This is a genomic window from Sanyastnella coralliicola, from assembly GCF_030845195.1.
In the GTDB taxonomy this organism is placed as follows: Bacteria; Bacteroidota; Bacteroidia; order Flavobacteriales_D; family Sanyastnellaceae; genus Sanyastnella; species Sanyastnella coralliicola.
In genome coordinates this window covers 1,739,697-1,756,553 of sequence record NZ_CP132543.1, presented here as the reverse complement: position 1 = coordinate 1,756,553, position 16,857 = coordinate 1,739,697, and the positions used below count along the sequence as shown (strand labels likewise).

The window sequence follows — 16,857 nt, the reverse complement described above, 5'->3', positions numbered from 1 at the left end:
ACCACGAACTAATACGCTTCTCCCGTTCACTTCCGTATTTCAGATTACTCTGTTCACAATCGTATTTTTGGATTCCGTGTTCACAATCGTGTTTCTGAATTCCGTGTTCACAATTGCATTTTGGATTTGCTTGTTCACAATTGTATTTGGTGGTTCTGGTTTCACAATTGCATTTCGCGGATCTCATTTCACAATTGTGTTTTTGAATTTTGCGTTCACAAAGGGTTTTCAGTGAGATGGTTTGTGGTGCGTGGTTCGTAGTGCGTGGTTCGTAGTGCGTGGTCTTTGGTATTTAGTTGTTGGTTATAGATTCATGCGAAGCATATTTCTCATTCAGTTTGTCGCTGAGATTTTCGATGTCTTCCATACGGGCTAAAGACGCTACCCAATAGTCGGGGAGAGCATCATATCCAAAGTGCAATGCAGCGATTCCACCTGTGATAGCTCCGGTGGTGTCAGTGTCATCACCCAAATTGATGGCTTCTAAAACTGACTTCTCAAAAGAGATTGAATTCAATAAGCACCACAAGCTCGCTTCGAGACTTTCGATAACATATCCACCTGATTTAATCGTGTTTCGGGGAAATGAAGAGATGTCGTTTTGAATGATTCTTTTGAAATGCTGTTTTTCACATTCTGGAAAATTGATCTCTTCCCACAGGCCAATAATGTCTCTTTGGGTTCTAGAATATGATTCAGCCCTGTCAATGCCTAGAATCAGATACTCTGCAAACTTCAGATAGATCATGCAGCACATGGCTGAACGTATGTGCCGATGAGTCAACGCGGCATTATTCCAAACTATAGCGAATTGCTCCGTGATGTTTTGCCCTTGAATCTCCATTATTAGAGGCAAGATCCGCATCAATGCTCCATTCCCATTGTCTTGTTCTTCAGCACTGTCTTTCAATGACTCGAGCTTACCAAAAGCTCTGTTATCGATGATTTCTTCTAATCGAGAAATGGCTTTTGAAGTAGTCAACCCGATATCGAAGACACTTCCTCTGGCTGACCAATAAGCTTCGTTCTTCCACTGAATAAACTTCTCAGCGACAGTAATCAAAGAATAGTCGTCCAAAAGAGATTCAGCTAAGCACAGGGTTAAAGAAGTATCGTCTGACCAAGTTCCTGGCGGCTGATTATGCGTTCCGTAGCCGGTCACGTCCCGCGCCGGGTCTTGATTCATTTGTTCCCGAGACAGAAACTCATAAGGCACGCCAAGTGCATCACTAATGGCAACACCAAACAGTATTTCTTTTGCTGGACAGGTCATTTAGATCAAAGACAAATTCAATGTTTAACTACAAGATAGGGGAGGCCACGGAGGGGATAAAATTGTTCACTCGGAATTCGACGAATGTGGTGGTTTGGGGGATGTAGGGGGCGTGGTGTTTGGTCTTGGTCTTTAGTTCTTAGTCATTAGTTCTTGGATATATCCGCGTTGAGATAGATCAATCTCTCCTGTGTTCACCACTCAGTTTATATATAGACGTTTGAAGACGAAAATCGATAAACTATAAATGATAACTAAAGACCACGAACCACGAACCACGAACCACGAACCACGAACTAATACGCTTCTCCCGTTCACTTCCGTATTTCAGATTACTCTGTTCACAATCGTATTTTTGGATTCCGTGTTCACAATCGTGTTTTTGAATTCCGTGTTCACAATGGTTCATTCGGAATGTGTGTTCACAATTGTGTTTTTGAATTCCGTGTTCACAATGGTCATCTTGAATTATAAGTTCACAATGACGAATGCGGTTTTTATTATGAATTCTTAAATGGGCACTCTCTATTATTTGTTGTTTTGACTTTCCTGATTCTTTCTGATCATATCGTTGATCATGTCTTTGGTCTTCTTCATTTCTTGCGCTCTCACCTCGGAGTTGTGAATGCGATCTTTGCCAAAGCAGAATAAGTCATGGTGGAAATAATTCAAGCACCAGTTTAGAGTCCGATCCCAAATGACAACATCTTCCGCAAAGAATATGTCATCAGAAAATTTGATGACCATTTTCCACGTTAAGATAAACCCACATTGCGGTTGATCAATCCAGAATACTTTCTGGTCAAAAGGTATCCCAAGATTGAATAACCATTTTTTTACTTCCGTATTGCTAGCACTTGCACAGTTGAGCTGTGAAATCTTCTTGTAATGATGCGCCATCTTAGGGATATTCCCAAGTTGTAGCTGGGAGCCTTCGAATTGCCACATAAACTTGGCAGCCTCAGAGTTTAATGCAATTATTTGATCACTAAACTCCTCGGAAATATGTCCGGACTCATCTTCAAATTTCCATCTAAGAGGGTGGGATTCAAGAGGAACACTGAATTGAGCAACATTATCGAGCGTTATTTCAGAAGCTTTATTTTTCATCTAGAGATTCTTCAGGGTTGTGATTCAATGATCCGAACTATTCGATCATTAATAATCTCAGACAAATTCCAATTATAGAGATCAGGGTCTGTAGTGCTATAGAACGTAACAACGACTGCATCGAGGTCTTTGTCATAAGTTGCGAAACTCTGGTATCCAGGAACCCATCCGGCGTGTTCGAATTCGTAAACCGAGGCGTATATTTCTTGTTCTCCTTGCTCAAATAGTGATCCATCGTTTAACGCTCTCAGGAAGGTGCCGACGTCTTCGGCTGTGGCCAACATACCGTGGTCATCTTCCTTTAGGTCATCGGGGTAGCCCACGTGATAACCGCTCATAACATCATCGAGATTTACTTCGTTGAGTGATGAGAAGGTATTGTTGAGATCAAGTGGAATAAGCACCTCCTCTTTGAGGAACTGAAAGTTCTCATAACCAAGGACATCATCCATAATCTTATTGAGCAGCAGGTAGTTGGTGTTGCAATACTGATAGTCTGCATCGGGTTCAAAGTTGGCAGGCTTATCTAGAATCAATGCAATGCTCTCCTCAAAGGTTTGGGTAGGAACGGCCCAAAAGTCAGGGGTATCCGTGAAGTTCGGAATGCCACTTCTGTGCTGCAACATCAGTCGCAAGGTGACCTTATCCGCATTCTCAATCCGCTTAGAATACTCTGGCAAATAGTCAGCGATCGTCTTGTCTAAGGATAACCGTCCTTCACTAACCAACTTCGTTACCGCAACGGCATCGTACAACTTGCTGATACTCGCGATTTTGAACAGGGCATGTGGGTCAGCAGGTATTTTCGATTGTCGATTGTGCCATCCCGAAGCGATATACTGCGGTGCATGATTTGCTTGATCTACATAAACGATGACACCGTCAAACCCATGTCCGATCGCTTGATCAGCTTGTTCTTGAATAGTATCTGGAAGTGGCAGCACCCACGCCTTCACCAAGAGCCAAGGGACAAAGTACAAGGAGACCGCTGTTCCCAGCAACAGTGTGATCTGAAAGATTCTTTTGCCTTGTTTCTTTTTCTCAGTCGTAGAATTGGGTTGGCTCATTGCGCTTTAGATGGGAGTATCGGCTAAGGACTGCTCCAAAGTTGGCCTTTATCTATTCAATACCCAATTGAATCAAGATCAGATTGAAGTTTTTCGAAATCCGACAGCTCTGGATTGAGTTCGAGTGCGAAACTCATGGTTATCTCTCTTCCATTGAAAACTGCTTCTATTTGATCGATCTTAAGTTCAACTTCGTAGTATTCTTCGGCCCATTCTTTATAGGTCGCAGGGTTGCCATCCAGTAGTCTGAGCAGATCTTTTGACCCGTCTGTGTATTCGTCGTTAGGAAGTTTGGCATTGCCGATTAGCCAATCATCATCTCTCGCATGTTGCCAGATACAAAAGGTTGTACCTATACTTTTAACTGGGTCGTTATAAATGAAGTCATTGAATTTTTTGGGTAATCCTTCTAGAACACCGAGAGGAATTTCTTGTACTAGTTCAGTTTTAACTTGAAGCTTTCTACCTAAAAGTTTGTCGACAATTGATCTCGCCGCGGTGACCTCAACGTTTCTCCATCCATTCATTTTACTTTCCTGGGCAAATCCGTTGATGCAAGTACCGTGATCTGTGAATAGAATCAACACTTGATCACCATTGCCATGGCGTATTTCGCACACTTCTTCGCTGACGCTCCAATCTTTCTGATATGAAAAGTACCGGTATTGCCAGTCTGGAGATAGAATGGCTTCCAAAGCCGATATCGACTTGCATTTTTGCCGTAATTCAACAGACTTTGGAAGAAGGTTCAATGCTTGTGTAGATGGACTACTCATTTTGGTATCACCAACAGGAATGCTGGCGTTTTATTTCGTTCTGTTGCGAAACTCGTCCCAAATCCTTGTTCCACCATAGATTTCGTTTTCTATAGGTATCAAATCAAGAAATACCATTGATTCTGTTTTGAAGATGAGTTCCCATGTAGCGCCGTAATCAGTAGATCGGTGTATTCCGTAATTATTGCTGAGTAATTGGAAATCGCCGCATTCAATAATCTCATAAACATATGCGCTCGCTCGCGGTTCGTATTGCGTTTTGGTCCAGCTTGCTCCCCAATCATCCGAGTATACAAGGTCACCGTTTAAAGCCAATTCAACAATTCTCTTCCCAATGTTATGCGTGTAATGGACGGAGCCTTCTTGTCTAATCCACTCCCAATGCATGCCACCATTCGTAGATATTAGCGTTCCTTGACTAGTTCCGGCGATCAGAATGTTGTCGAATTCATAGAGGCTTAGTGTTTGAGACTGAGCATTTGTTCTTTTCCATGATTCTGTATGAGCATCTAATGTATAAATACCAGCGTCGGTGCCAGCAATTAGCTGCTGATCTATTTGAAGAATGGAAAGCACATTGAGATTTGGTAAATCAAAATTCAAAGCCTCCCATGTTTGTCCATCGTCCGTCGTTCGGAAGATTCCTGATTGATATACTCCTACATAGATCTCATCTCCAACAACAGTGAGCGCATTGATCTTTTGGTTGGGTAGGTTGTTCCCAATTGCTTTCCATGTTGACTTGTTTTGAGAACTAATGAAAACCCCCATGTTATCAGAAGCCAAGACCAATTCGAGCCCCTTTGGTTCAAGAAAAGAAACTTGCATGGCGGGGGGTAAATCTCCAGATGCTGACTCCCATGTCTCGCCGAAATCATAGGATACCATTAAAGGATACCTGTCGGTGACTTTATCCTCATGTCCTCGTTCGAAGAGAGGAGTAGTTTCGTTCATTTCTTGAGAATCATTCAGATCAACTTGAACGGAGGAAGAGCAGCCCAAACAGAGCTGAACTATATATGCGAGCGTGAATATTTTGGAGTGCATTCTGGCCTGGTGCGAGTACTTGTTTCAAAAACCTACGTCAATGAACCAATGAGTTACCGACGCTTTGATACTCTCAATATCATAATAAAGCGTTTCGCTGAGTCACAAAAAAATGCAAAGATCTACTCAAAGCTTTTCCAGGCGACCACAAAAAAGCTTCGCAAGCAAGGCCGCTCGAAATGCAGTTTAATGGCTTTCTAGGTACCATCACACCCATGTGAAGCGACATAAAGCAATCCAGACTCCTCATCGTAAATCTTCAAGGTGAACATCATCTGCGTTTGAGTGATTTCATAGCTTCCATCCACGAAATCAATTGATTTTAGACTACTTGGATTATAATCAAGGTATTCAAGTTCGATGTCTTTAAACTCACTCCCTTGATCAGGGGAGAGCATGGCTTGAATTGGCTTCGCTGATGTTTGAGAAATAGAAAACATTGCTACCATTTCCAGATCATGGTCACTCATGGGCAAACGTTCACTCAGTTCTGGATTGAGGTCAACATTAGTAAGCATGATTAAATCTTCACAGACATCTGTAAAACCATACTTCTGATAAAACATGTAAACTACCTGTGAAGAGTCGATGTTGAACTTGTGTGTCAGTTCATTGAAGGTTTTGTCATTAAACGAGTCGTTGGTTCTACAACTAACGAAGAGGAGAACAACAATAGATAAAATTGGGAGTGTCTTCTGAAAGGTGGTTTTCATGGAATTCTATATATCATTCTTTGTTATGCAAAGCCATTAGCCTAACTCTCATCAAAAGAGTGCCTAGATGATTTCTCCCAGTGTTATCTAGACCGATTCCCCAATAATGATCAAGGGGTGAATTTGCAATGATTAAGGTTTCTCCCGTTTGAATTAAGGCATTTAACATCTCAGGGTTTTGGTTAAACTTCAACTTGACACCGAGAAACATGATGTCATCTTTCATTTCATCCCAATTATTCTTCGTTTTATGCTTCATATCATTCCCTAATTCAGTGGCGACTTTTGATGACGATGCTAATCTGATTCTCTCTGCATGAACGGGATCTGTGAATTTCTGGGACTGAAAGAAGTGTTCAACTGTTGGGTAGTATAGATCATTGAATGTGAATCCATTGCGAGAGTAGCTCGAAAGCCAATGATCACTTTCCGGTGTTAAGTCAAAATAGATGACTTGCATATCACGGATCAATGCTTCACAGTGCGATTCGAGTTGGTCTTTTCGCAGTAAGAGGCTGTAAGAATCATATTTCTCAGCTTTCAAGTATTCGCCAACCACCATCTCTTCATACTTAGAAGGAGCGTCAAGCCAAACCTGTATTTCCTCGTCATCTGGATCATTGAAGTAGCTTACCTTAAACGATTCACCCTTGGGTAGTACGAAATCAAAACGCTCTGAAAATGCCCAGGTAAAATGAATCAAACCAGACACTTTCAAGGCCTTAGCATTTCTGTATTTAGCTCCTGGAAGGATCATGAATATTTTGCGTTTAATGCTCAGCTGAACGTTCGTTACAATCTATAATGGGATTGGAGCTTTTAAATATCGAAATAATTCAACTCCGAAAGCTCATTGTCCTTTGGTAGCAATTACCAGTTCATCCTAAATCTCAACCACAAAAAAAGCCCCGCAAAGCAGGGCCTTAAATAGGAAATCATTGGTTGGTGGTTCAACCGCCGTCGTATAAGCGGTCGATGTTCTTTTCTCTGGAATCTAATTTGATCACGTAGTTCACTTCTTCCGTAGCGAAACGAAGAGCCGTATAAATCTCCTCCTTTACCGGGTGTTCGAACTCGAATGTCAAATGGTCATACCCGTGTGGGTAAGCACTCTGAATAGCTTCGAGAACTGTCTGTGGCAGCTTCTCTAGGCTCACGATTAAGTTTCTCATAAGCGTCAGTTGTATAGTTACGCTCATGTGTACTCAAAACCACAAGAAAAGTTTCACGGAACGCGAATCGATAATCTAGAAACGATAAACGATAACTATTTGGGGTTGAGGGTCATTTACGAACCACGAACCCAACAGGTACCCCAGTTATCGATAATCTAGAAATGATAAACAATAACTATTTGGAGTTGAGGAATATTCATGCATCCTACGGGCACCCCAGTTATCGTTTATAGTTTATCGATTATAGTTTACTTAAGAGATATGACTTGTTCCTTCGTCGCTTTATTCCCGCATTGATCTTCCGCTGTCCATGTGCGGATGATGCGTTTGCGTTCTACGACTTCTGTCATCGTGATTTCTACGTCTTTGCCGCTGTTGTCAGTGGCTGTGACTTCTGCCGCTGCTGGGACATCGTCTTTGCTGGCAGTGATGCTTTCTGGAATCGCGTCGAAAACAGGAGGGACGTCATCAGTGAGGATCAAGAACTGCTGTGCTGTCTCTGTGTTACCACACCCATCAGTAAAAGTGAATGTGCGGACAGTATTTCCTAAACATCCACCGCTGAACTGTTGCAGCTTTACGGATACTGAGATCTCACCGCACGCGCTTGTTGCTGTGATGGCATCCAACTTCTCTACTTCATCAACAGATACACGCATCTCGATCTGGTAGGGATCAATCGTAATCTGTGCCGTACTCCACAATGCGCCAAGCACTACCGCCAAGGTTAGGATGAGTTTTTTCATTTGAGTCATTTTTCAGTTACAGAACAAATTTAATGCCAATGAAATTGTGTTTTATCACGGAAATCTGACGATTGGTCGAGAGATGAGGGTCTCTAATCTAGAATCGATAATCGATAAACTATAACTGGGATTGTACTTGGGTTGGGGGCTTTTACCCCGGCGTCCGGCATCCGGCGTCCGAAAATAACTACGACATGTTTCGAAATGAGTATGATTCAGAATTTTTCGAACCAAGAACCAAGAACAGAGAACAAAACGGACGCCGGATGCCGGACGCCGGGGTAAGAGTTACCACAAATCAAGCCTCAACGACAAGTAAAAGTTCCTCGGATCAGCCGGCAAGATCCCAGGCCCGGGGTATCCACTTGCTCTGCGAGTGAAGTAGCTCGTGTCTAGGAGATTGTCTACCCCAGCGGAGAGGGTGAAGTCGCGGTAGCTGTAGCCGATGCCGATGTCGTGGATTTGGTAGGATGGGATGGCACCTACGACGGCGTTGATGTCGAATCCTTCTGGGGCGTTGGAGGCATCGGTGAACTGTTCAGAGACGTAGGTCCATTGCCAGTAGGTGTTGAAGGCTTTCCAGTTGACTCTTACGCCGGTTTTAACGTTCCAACGTGGGGCATACTCTACGAAGTTGCCGTCTAGGGTGGGATCTTCGTCTGAGCGATAAACGGCGTCTGTGATGGCTACGTTTCCGAAGATGCGAAGCTTCAGGTCTTGGTTTCCTTCCCACCACCAGAGGGGATCAATTTCAGTGGTGAATTCAATTCCTTTGGTGTAGGCTTCTGAAAGGTTGGTGCGTACTCGAACCAATTGCGGGCCCAGCGTTTGACTCACGGTCATGGTATCCAGCTTGTTACCAATCTTGTTGTTGTACGAGAGAATAAACGCAGACGCGTCAATGTATATCGCATTCCCAATGCTGCCTCTAAAACCAAGGTCAATTGTGTGTCCACTTTCGTCAACCATGTTGGTGTCTACCACCTGGTTTGGGTTAATGATGCGAATGTCATTGAAGTTAATCGCGCGGTAGTTCTGTGAGTAGTTTGCGTAGAACTCTTGATTCGTTCTGAACTTTCGCGAAACTCCTACACCAAACAAGAAGATTGTACGGTCGCGTTGATCATTACTGTTGAATATACGAGGGTAGGTAGGCAGTAGATTTCCTGCGCCGTCAAATAACACTTGTGTATAGCTTCCTTCTGAAGCTGTTTGAATGTACTCAGTGCGTATCCCTGGAGTAATGGTCATTTTTTCGCTAACGCGGAATACTTGCTCAGCGAAGAAAGCAAGGTTCAGGTTGTCAAATTCATAGTCTGAGCTGTTGATCAACTCGTCTGAGATTTGAGTGAAGTTCGGTGTGTCGTCATCACTTCCGGAACCTTGAATGTTGGTGTTTTGCCCGTTGAAATAGCGTACACCAGTAACAAGGGTAGAAGGTAGATCTCCCAAAGACCAGTCAAAGCGAAGACGTGATTCTACACCCCAGTTGTGGAAGTTTCCTTCGATGAGATCGCGATTCCCACCTGGGTCAGCGCGGTTGATTCTGCCGAGGTGGCCCAGGGCTAGGCGATGGGCGCGTAGCCAGAACGGACGAACCTGAAGTTGAAGGTTTTGTCCGAGTTTTTGCTCCCAGATCACAGCAGCGAGATTCCATTCAACGTTGAACCAATTGCGCTCACGCAGCACTTGGCTTGGGTCTTCCTCGAAGGCTTTGTCTGTGAGTCCGCCAGGCTGTTCGCCGAGGTACTTGTAATGCGTGTATTCAAAAGTGATGCGACGGTCAGTTGATTTCCCCAAGACAACTTTGCCATGGAAGTTGTTGGATTCAAAAGCGCTACGCTCTCTCCATCCGTCGCCTTGGCGGTGGTGCCAGTAGCCCATCACCTGCATGTTTTCAGAAGAATGTCCAAACGCGTTGAATGAGGAGAAGGTATTGAACGAAGCCAAACTCTGTTCGCTGATCACACCAATGGTGCGCTGTGGGGCATCAATCAAATCAAAGTTGAGCATCCCGCCGAACTGTGGACCGAACTGTAAACTCGCTGCGCCTCGAATCAATTCAATACGCTCAATCGCTTGTGGTGGAGGGGTGTAGTATGCTTCAGGGTAACCCAAAGGATCCGCAGAGATGTCGTATCCGTTCTGGCGGGTATTGAAGTTTGAAGTACGACTAGGGTCAAGACCTCGACCACCAATCGAAAGCTGTGCGCCACCATCTCCACTTTCCCAGATATTAAGTCCTGCTACTTGTGCAAAGAGCTGGCGTGCGTTATTGGTAGCGCTGTTGATCGGAATCTCTTTCGGACGAATAATGTCTGCCTTCTTTGCAGCATAGACCGTGAATCGTTCTACGCTTGCTGAAGGACCGTTGTTGATCCCTTGGTCGTCTGAAATGATGGCCGTTCCTAGCTCGGTGGTAATGGGCTGAAGCTTAACGCGCAGAGGAAGTGAGACTCTTTTCAAATCAATGAGGCTATCGATGTTCTCGTAGCCGAGGTATCGAATGCTAAGTAGGAAGTTATCTTCCTTGACGCCGACTTGGGCCTGACCGAGATTGTCAGTGATGAATCCCTGCGTTTCATTAATGATAATGTTGGCAAAGGGTAGGGGACGGTCGCTAGCGCTGTCGGTGACGATCACTTTGAACGAATGATCATCACTCGCCTGAGCAGCGAATGAGGCGAGGAAGCAAAGGGTCAATATGAGTAGCTTCTTACTTCTCACCGAACTGCACGTAGTATTCTTGTTTCAACATCCACGACAAGCGATCGTTGGGATCAACGCTCATGAGGTTGACCTTCGGGTCAATGAATCGTTGTGAACCACTGCCATTCACCGCCACCCATGAATCTGCGTAGATCTCAGGCGATTCGATGCCTTTCTCTCGGTAGATATCTGCGAGGTAGTGGACGTATTCAATAATCATATCAGGTTGCGTCGCCATTTCCCGCTCCTGTAGCTTCGTGAGGTGTTCGGAAGGAGCCACGATGGCTTTTCTTCCCGTTCTCGGGTCGACGACGTAGAACTCAATGGCTCCCGCTTTTTCAATTAGCATCACTCGCCAAGAGAATCGGAAGCCTAGCTCATCCCAGAAGATGTTTTCGGATTGCCAGTGACTTCTTAGTGGTGTGACGAGTTGCACGATAAAGTGAAGTACAAACACCCCAAGGATGATTGAAGGAACAGGGTTCCGTTCCGCCGTTAGGCGAGAAACAACACGACCAGATGCTTCAAAGAAACGCTGAATTGGAGACCAAATAAACGCGTGGTAATGTGCAGGGAAGAAGATCAATGTCATGAAGATCATGACCCATGGGAAAATCCCAATCGGGAAGAGCATCCAGGTCAAAATATGGAAGACCACCACCGACAGGTAGGCGAATGGCCTAGTAATTCGCCAACACAGCAAGAAGGCGATGGATAGATCGTACAAGGCGCCAGCCCATGAGAATACGTAGGCCGTTTCTTCATACATAAACAGCCAGCCGATGATAGGCATGTCTGCGCGTGCTGGTAGCCACGTGCGCATTGGCATGGCAGCAAAAAGCCATTCTGAGTGCAACTTCGCAACTCCAGCAAAGAAGTAAACGATACCGAGTTGCAGCATGAACGACCAGATGAAGAAGCGCGGTACTTTTGATACAGAGCTGCCTTTTCTCCAAACATCTACACTCAGCGCTTTGTGCGCAGGTGAGAAACAGAGGAGGAAGGCAACGATGCTGATGAAGTAGTAATGGTTGAGGTAGGTGGCCTTATCAAGCAATTCCACGTAAGTGAAAAGCAGGAAGTAACTCACCGACATCAACCGGAACTTGAATCCAATGGCAATACAGAAGGCAGAGATGGCTAGTCCTGCGAAAACGAGGTACATGCCGATGCCTGGTAAAGGCTGGATCCAATCCATTCCAAAGTAGCTGAAATGGAAGTCTGGTTGGATGTATAATTCATCAATCCAACCGTAATACCAGAAGCGCAGCGCAGCGAAGGTCATTAAAAGACCAAAGGCCACGCGCAGCGTGACCAGTGGCCAGATCGATATCTCTTCTAGCAGATGGCGGCGATATTTGTTGATTACATCAATCACCGTCCGTATCTGTGTAAGTAATACTTACGTCCAACGCACTTGTCAAATCGATCTTCAAGAGCACTACTGCTGCTTGCAATTCATCGTAGGCAGACTGCACCATCGCGGGGTCACTTTCAATCGTTCCAGAAAGTGGATCTGGCACTAGCTCAAGCGCTGCTTTGGCTGCATCTAATTGTTCGAGAATCGCATCGCTCAAGTCTTGATTCGATGGAGAATGGAAAGCACCGAATTCATCGATTAGCGCCATGATTCCTCCGGTATCATTGGCCGTCAATGCATCTCGGGTCGAAGCCAAATGCGCCAAAGCCAGTTCAACTGAGTAACCAGCATAATAGGCCTCTACTTTATCTGGAAGTGGAATGTCTAGGGTAAGCAAGCCCAATGGCAGCGCAATTTTCTCACGCTTTAGATTCTCGTAATCTCGAGTCAGGCCGTTGTGGTAGAGACTCATTCCTGAACCAACAGAAGAACCGGTAGCTGTGCTGAAAGTGTCGTCGAAACCATTGTCCCACGCCTGGTTGAGATTCCCAATGGCTGACTCTACTTCGTTTACGAGGTGCAATAGATGAGCTCTTCGTGAAGCTCCAAAGCTGTCATCGATGTAGTAATCGAGAATGCTCTGGTCATCTGCATGATGAATCATCCATCCAATGGCACAGAATCCCTTTTCGTCAAGACCTTCACCACCCGTTGAACCTTCATCGGCATGAGCGCTCACTGCCATGACATCCGCAGGGAAGGTATTCACTTCACGCACCGTATTCTGCTCATCACCTGGTCCAAACCACAAGAACGAAATACGCTGCCACTGAAGACGTGCTTCCTTCAACTGTGCCTGGAAAGCATCCAAAGAAGCTTGGTCCAAGTTAAGATCAAAGACTTCAGCCGAAACCCTCAACGCTTCTACTTCATCCACTGTTGCATCCAATTCCGGTGTGACGTAATTGTTCACCAACTGCGGAAGCTGCGCAGAGTAACGCGTATCCACCATCGGATCATCTTCTGGGTCGTTGTTGTCACAACAAGCCAAAGCGAACGCGAGGAGGAGTAGGAGGTAGGAGTGTTTCATTTTTGGTTTTTAGTCTTTGGTCTTTGGTCCTTGGTCCTTGGTCTCTAGTCTCTAGACCCTCGTCTCTTGTCTATCAAAGATTCGGAAGGTCTGTAAGTTCAATCTCCGTTCGATCAATCAAGTATGCGATGCAGGCGTCGATATCATCAGCTGTTGTCTCGTACCAGTTTGTTCCAAGTAGCGCGCGAGCTTCATCAACTTCTGTTGGTGTCAATGCTAGATCAGTGCGGTTGTGAAGGAGGTTCCCAATGAACGCGTAGGCTTCCGAAAGCTGGTGACACTTGAGTGCTGGATCATCGATGTCTTCTTTCGCTCCAATGCAGTAGTGGATGGCTGTTCCGGCGCATACCTTGTGCCATTTGATTCGGATTTCGTCAGTGCTTGGCATCACGTCAGTTCCTGCAGTGATGGCGGTACGTGCTGCGATGAAGTCTTCAAAGATGGAGTTCGTACCAAGGGCTCCGTCGCGACTGTTACAGTACTTTCCGTGGAATCGTCCGCTAGTGTAATCTGTAGGGAAGTCAGTTGGGATACCGAAGTAACCGAAGGCCTCGTCAAACTTGTGCTCAGCTTCTGTGTAGTACTTGCCAGCTGCTTCGTCAACCGGACCAGCATTATCGAAAGATCCGTCTTCTACACCGTTGATGTATGTTTCCATCGCTTGGTAGTAGAATACGTCGCCCATCAAACCTTTTTCAATCAATTGGATGTGCTCCACACCGTTCTCGTCGAGTAGGTACTGCTTAGAAGGGTTCGTTGTGCTGACAACAACTCCCGCCGTTCCATTTGAACCAGCAGTGGTGCTTGTAGATGCGGTTGCTAGGTCTTGCATCCATCCTTGGTAATCAGCAAGTGTACCTAGGAAACACTTGTTTTCCAGTTGCTTACCTGCTACTGCAGCGTCAGCAGAGAAGTGTGTAGATCCGTTTCCGTCTCCATTATTAAACATGTCGAGCAATACGGCAGCGTCAACGGCAGTTCCGCTGGTATTTGCTGTTTTCATGTAAGTAGTCATTTCCTCTAGCTGGTTCAAACGCGCTATTTGACCACTGTAGTTCACAGTGGCATTTCCGTTACGTTCGAAACAGTAATCTCCCTCTTCGCAAAGGGCAGTATTATCTGCTGGTGGGTTAATCACCAACTCATCCTTATCTTCTTTACAACCTACGGCGAGTAGGATCAACAACACGGGTAGAATAAGTCGCTTCATTTTATTTAGACTAATTTTAAATAACACCGCAAATGTCGGTCGTGACTTGCCTTCGTCCTATACCACAATTGTGGGATTTTACTTACAACTGATACATGTCATGTCTTACAAAAGAATTGTTCCAATTTTGGGAAGGGACTGTGCTGAAATGGAACTGTGGATAAAGGGTGGTTAAGTGTAGAAAACTGAAATACAATGCGTTAGATTTATTTAGTTAGCTTGGAACGCATCTTGGACAAACCGAAAACGTTGTGTACTCAGAAGTTTACATAGTGAGTGAGCATGCCCAGTTGAAGAGCTTTCTTTCTCAGCAGGTGAAGGCGGCATCGCCGAACAGCGTCATCCATCTCATGCGGCCGAAAGAGCTGAAGGGTGGAGAAGACGATGTGTTGATGTTGCTTGATCAGCTGATCTTATTGGAAGGAAGTTTAAAGCCACGAGGGCTGACCATGCCGAAGTTAGTAGCGAAGTACCCGAAAGCAGACATCGTGGTTTGTGGAGAGGAAGACTTCAGAGCTAACCAACGCTATGTGATTGAAGGAGCGCGCGATTTTATCAGCGCAAAGATGATGGCTTCACCGATGCTACCTGATTACTTGAAGATTCGAATCATTCGTGATTGGTCACCAAGCACTACTTCAAACGAAATTCGAGAGTAACCGGCTGGTGATCTGAGAACGCAAAGTCGTGATCTACAACCTGAACCCTTTCTACCTGCACATTAGAAGAAACCACAAAATGATCGATTACTGACGTATAACTACTGTCGGTGTATACGGTCTCTAGCTTACGATTGGTTGGAATCGTGGGATCTGCAACCCATGAAAATCCCTCCGGAAGCTGATCTTCTTCCAAGATAAACTCGCCGTATGAGGCGGGATCTGGGTTCTTGGGAGTATAGTTGGGTGGACATTGATTCCAGTCTCCACCAATCACTACGTAATTACCCTTGTCGAATTCCGCGCTAGCGAAATCCATTAAAAGCTTAATCTCTTCAGCAACCAAGGTGCCTGAAGTATCATAGGCAGAACAATGGGTGTTAATGGCAATGAGCTCTTTTCCATTGTCTAAGGGAATGCGCTGCGAAAGAAAACAACGATCTAAGAAGAAGATACTGGTTGGCCAGCTGAACTGCGTAGGGTAGGCATGGCGTTCCGCATTGGTTGATGGGAAACGCGAGTAATTCGCTAGTCCAGAAATGACTTTTCCCATTGGCTTGTACAGCGGCACGGGCACAAAATCTACCTGATAGTTCACCGCGAATGCATGAGAATGGTTGGGAATAGCTTCTGCAAAGAAATCGACGTGATTCACGCGGTGGCTTCGTTTAGCTACGCTATCAACTTCTTGAAAGAGGTATACATCGGCATCGAGTTCAGCGATGATCTCTGCCATGCCCTCACGGTTCTTCTTAACAATTTCTTCTGTTTGAATCACCGTGGTGCCGCCATCGTAGAAGAAATCAGTCTCTTCACCCAGGGCAGTGAATCCAATATTCCAGGTCACAAAAGTGAAGGTACTGTCAGGAGAGGTAGACGGATTGCCTTCGATGCTGATATCGATGAGTTCCTCTGGCTGAAAGTCAGTCACCGTTCCATAAATCAGAACACCTGCAACATACAGCCCGAAAATGAGCCCCAGGATAAGTACTATGCGAATGACTTTCTTCATCGATTAATGTTGTTCAATCCAATCAAGTACAAAAGCAGTCACCTGATCACGATTCGTTTCATTCAAGAGTTCATGGCGTGCTTCATGAAAGATCTGCGCAGTGAAAGCAGAGCTATGTTTCTGAAACGCATCAATCACCTTTTCCGTGCCTTTCTCTTTTTCAACGACAGGGTCAGCATTACCCGCGATATATAGGATAGGTAAGGTCTTATCAACCTTCGACAGATTCTTGTGTGCAAAGTCGGTCAAATCAGCTAGCTGGCCGAAGAAGCCTGTACTAAACACCTCTCCACAATCAGGATCATCGATGTATTTCTTCACTTCTTGTTGATCTCTAGAAAGCCAATCGAAGCTCGTTTCCGCGTTAGCGATACCTTTATTAAACTCACCAAATGTCAGCTTATCCATGAAGTGATTCGGCTTGTTCTTGTCTTTAAAAACACTCACAATTTTCGATAGCACCTTACCGGCATAAACCAACGCTCCCGGATGTGGGGGCAAAGCACTCAATATGGCACCTTTAGGTTGAATCAACCCGCGTTCAATGGTCGTTAACGCAACCATCGAACCCATGCTATGTCCGAGAACATAAAGTGGAAGATTCGTTTCGTTTGTGATTTGAGTGGCCAATTCACCGACATCTTCACCCACGCGTTTCCAACCGCCTTCACCGAAGACACCACGTTGTCCGTTTAGCTCACTAGTACGTCCATGACCACGCAAGTCTGGAACAATGATTTGAATGCCTTTTTCCGCTGCTGCTTTCGCGAAACGTTCATAGCGCGCACCATGTTCAGCCATACCATGCACGATGAGCAAATTCATCTTTGCGTTGGGTACGTCTGATTTATAGACATGTAGCTGGTGGTTATCGCTAGCGCGGAATGGGTAAGGACTGAATAGCATAGAC

Annotated in this window: 16 protein-coding genes; 1 reads left to right on the top strand and 15 read right to left on the bottom strand. The window is 45.2% G+C overall.

Annotation, left to right across the window (positions count from 1 at the left end; translation table 11 throughout):
* Positions 1 to 292: 292 nt before the first annotated feature.
* The 13 genes from RA156_RS07435 to RA156_RS07375 all read right to left on the bottom strand — a co-directional run bounded on the left by RA156_RS07435 (position 293) and on the right by RA156_RS07375 (position 14,276).
* Positions 293 to 1,273, bottom strand: coding sequence for an ADP-ribosylglycohydrolase family protein (locus tag RA156_RS07435; protein ID WP_306643938.1), 981 nt, complete (start codon positions 1,271 to 1,273; stop codon positions 293 to 295).
* Positions 1,274 to 1,801: 528 nt separating this feature from the next.
* Positions 1,802 to 2,383: a hypothetical protein gene (locus tag RA156_RS07430; protein ID WP_306643937.1), complete on the bottom strand. Its 582-nt coding sequence runs from the start codon at positions 2,381 to 2,383 to the stop codon at positions 1,802 to 1,804.
* A gap of 11 nt (positions 2,384 to 2,394) precedes the next feature.
* Positions 2,395 to 3,450, bottom strand: a complete 1,056-nt coding sequence (locus tag RA156_RS07425) for a serine hydrolase domain-containing protein (RefSeq protein ID WP_306643936.1) — start codon at positions 3,448 to 3,450, stop codon at positions 2,395 to 2,397.
* A 56-nt stretch (positions 3,451 to 3,506) separates the two neighbouring features.
* Positions 3,507 to 4,202: a hypothetical protein gene (locus RA156_RS07420; protein WP_306643935.1), complete on the bottom strand. Its 696-nt coding sequence runs from the start codon at positions 4,200 to 4,202 to the stop codon at positions 3,507 to 3,509.
* A 54-nt stretch (positions 4,203 to 4,256) separates the two neighbouring features.
* The gene (locus RA156_RS07415) at positions 4,257 to 5,273 is read right to left on the bottom strand and encodes a beta propeller repeat protein (protein WP_306643934.1); all 1,017 of its coding nucleotides are present in this window, start codon (positions 5,271 to 5,273) and stop codon (positions 4,257 to 4,259) included.
* Between the two features lie 197 nt (positions 5,274 to 5,470).
* Positions 5,471 to 5,986: a hypothetical protein gene (locus RA156_RS07410; protein ID WP_306643933.1), complete on the bottom strand. Its 516-nt coding sequence runs from the start codon at positions 5,984 to 5,986 to the stop codon at positions 5,471 to 5,473.
* 13 nt (positions 5,987 to 5,999) lie between these two features.
* The gene (gene ybiA / locus RA156_RS07405; RefSeq protein ID WP_306643932.1) at positions 6,000 to 6,743 is read right to left on the bottom strand and encodes a riboflavin biosynthesis intermediates N-glycosidase; all 744 of its coding nucleotides are present in this window, start codon (positions 6,741 to 6,743) and stop codon (positions 6,000 to 6,002) included.
* 193 nt (positions 6,744 to 6,936) lie between these two features.
* Positions 6,937 to 7,158, bottom strand: a complete 222-nt coding sequence (locus tag RA156_RS07400; RefSeq protein ID WP_306643931.1) for a hypothetical protein — start codon at positions 7,156 to 7,158, stop codon at positions 6,937 to 6,939.
* Between the two features lie 251 nt (positions 7,159 to 7,409).
* Positions 7,410 to 7,907 carry a hypothetical protein gene (locus tag RA156_RS07395; RefSeq protein ID WP_306643930.1) on the bottom strand — a complete coding sequence of 166 codons (498 nt, stop codon included), beginning with the start codon at positions 7,905 to 7,907 and terminating at the stop codon, positions 7,410 to 7,412.
* 288 nt (positions 7,908 to 8,195) lie between these two features.
* Positions 8,196 to 10,634 (bottom strand): TonB-dependent receptor plug domain-containing protein, encoded by a 2,439-nt coding sequence (locus RA156_RS07390; protein ID WP_306643929.1) that lies wholly within the window; start codon positions 10,632 to 10,634, stop codon positions 8,196 to 8,198.
* The gene (locus tag RA156_RS07385; protein WP_306643928.1) at positions 10,624 to 11,994 is read right to left on the bottom strand and encodes an HTTM domain-containing protein; all 1,371 of its coding nucleotides are present in this window, start codon (positions 11,992 to 11,994) and stop codon (positions 10,624 to 10,626) included. The genes RA156_RS07390 and RA156_RS07385 overlap by 11 nt, the downstream gene beginning before the upstream one ends.
* Positions 11,987 to 13,066 carry an imelysin family protein gene (locus RA156_RS07380; RefSeq protein ID WP_306643927.1) on the bottom strand — a complete coding sequence of 360 codons (1,080 nt, stop codon included), beginning with the start codon at positions 13,064 to 13,066 and terminating at the stop codon, positions 11,987 to 11,989. Before RA156_RS07380 ends, RA156_RS07385 begins: the two co-directional genes overlap by 8 nt.
* Positions 13,067 to 13,139: 73 nt before the next feature.
* Complete coding sequence (locus RA156_RS07375) at positions 13,140 to 14,276, bottom strand: DUF4856 domain-containing protein (protein WP_306643926.1); 1,137 nt, start codon at positions 14,274 to 14,276, stop codon at positions 13,140 to 13,142.
* A 251-nt stretch (positions 14,277 to 14,527) separates the two neighbouring features.
* On the opposite strand from RA156_RS07375, the gene RA156_RS07370 reads away from it, so the two are divergent.
* Positions 14,528 to 14,935: a hypothetical protein gene (locus RA156_RS07370; protein WP_306643925.1), complete on the top strand. Its 408-nt coding sequence runs from the start codon at positions 14,528 to 14,530 to the stop codon at positions 14,933 to 14,935.
* Here the strand turns inward: RA156_RS07370 and RA156_RS07365 are convergent.
* Together RA156_RS07365 and RA156_RS07360 are read right to left on the bottom strand one after the other, a co-directional pair.
* Positions 14,910 to 15,947, bottom strand: coding sequence for an endonuclease/exonuclease/phosphatase family protein (locus RA156_RS07365; protein ID WP_306643924.1), 1,038 nt, complete (start codon positions 15,945 to 15,947; stop codon positions 14,910 to 14,912). The two genes, RA156_RS07370 and RA156_RS07365, sit on opposite strands and share 26 nt — an antisense overlap.
* Positions 15,948 to 15,950: 3 nt before the next feature.
* Positions 15,951 to 16,853, bottom strand: a complete 903-nt coding sequence (locus RA156_RS07360; RefSeq protein WP_306643923.1) for an alpha/beta fold hydrolase — start codon at positions 16,851 to 16,853, stop codon at positions 15,951 to 15,953.
* Positions 16,854 to 16,857 lie beyond the last annotated feature (4 nt).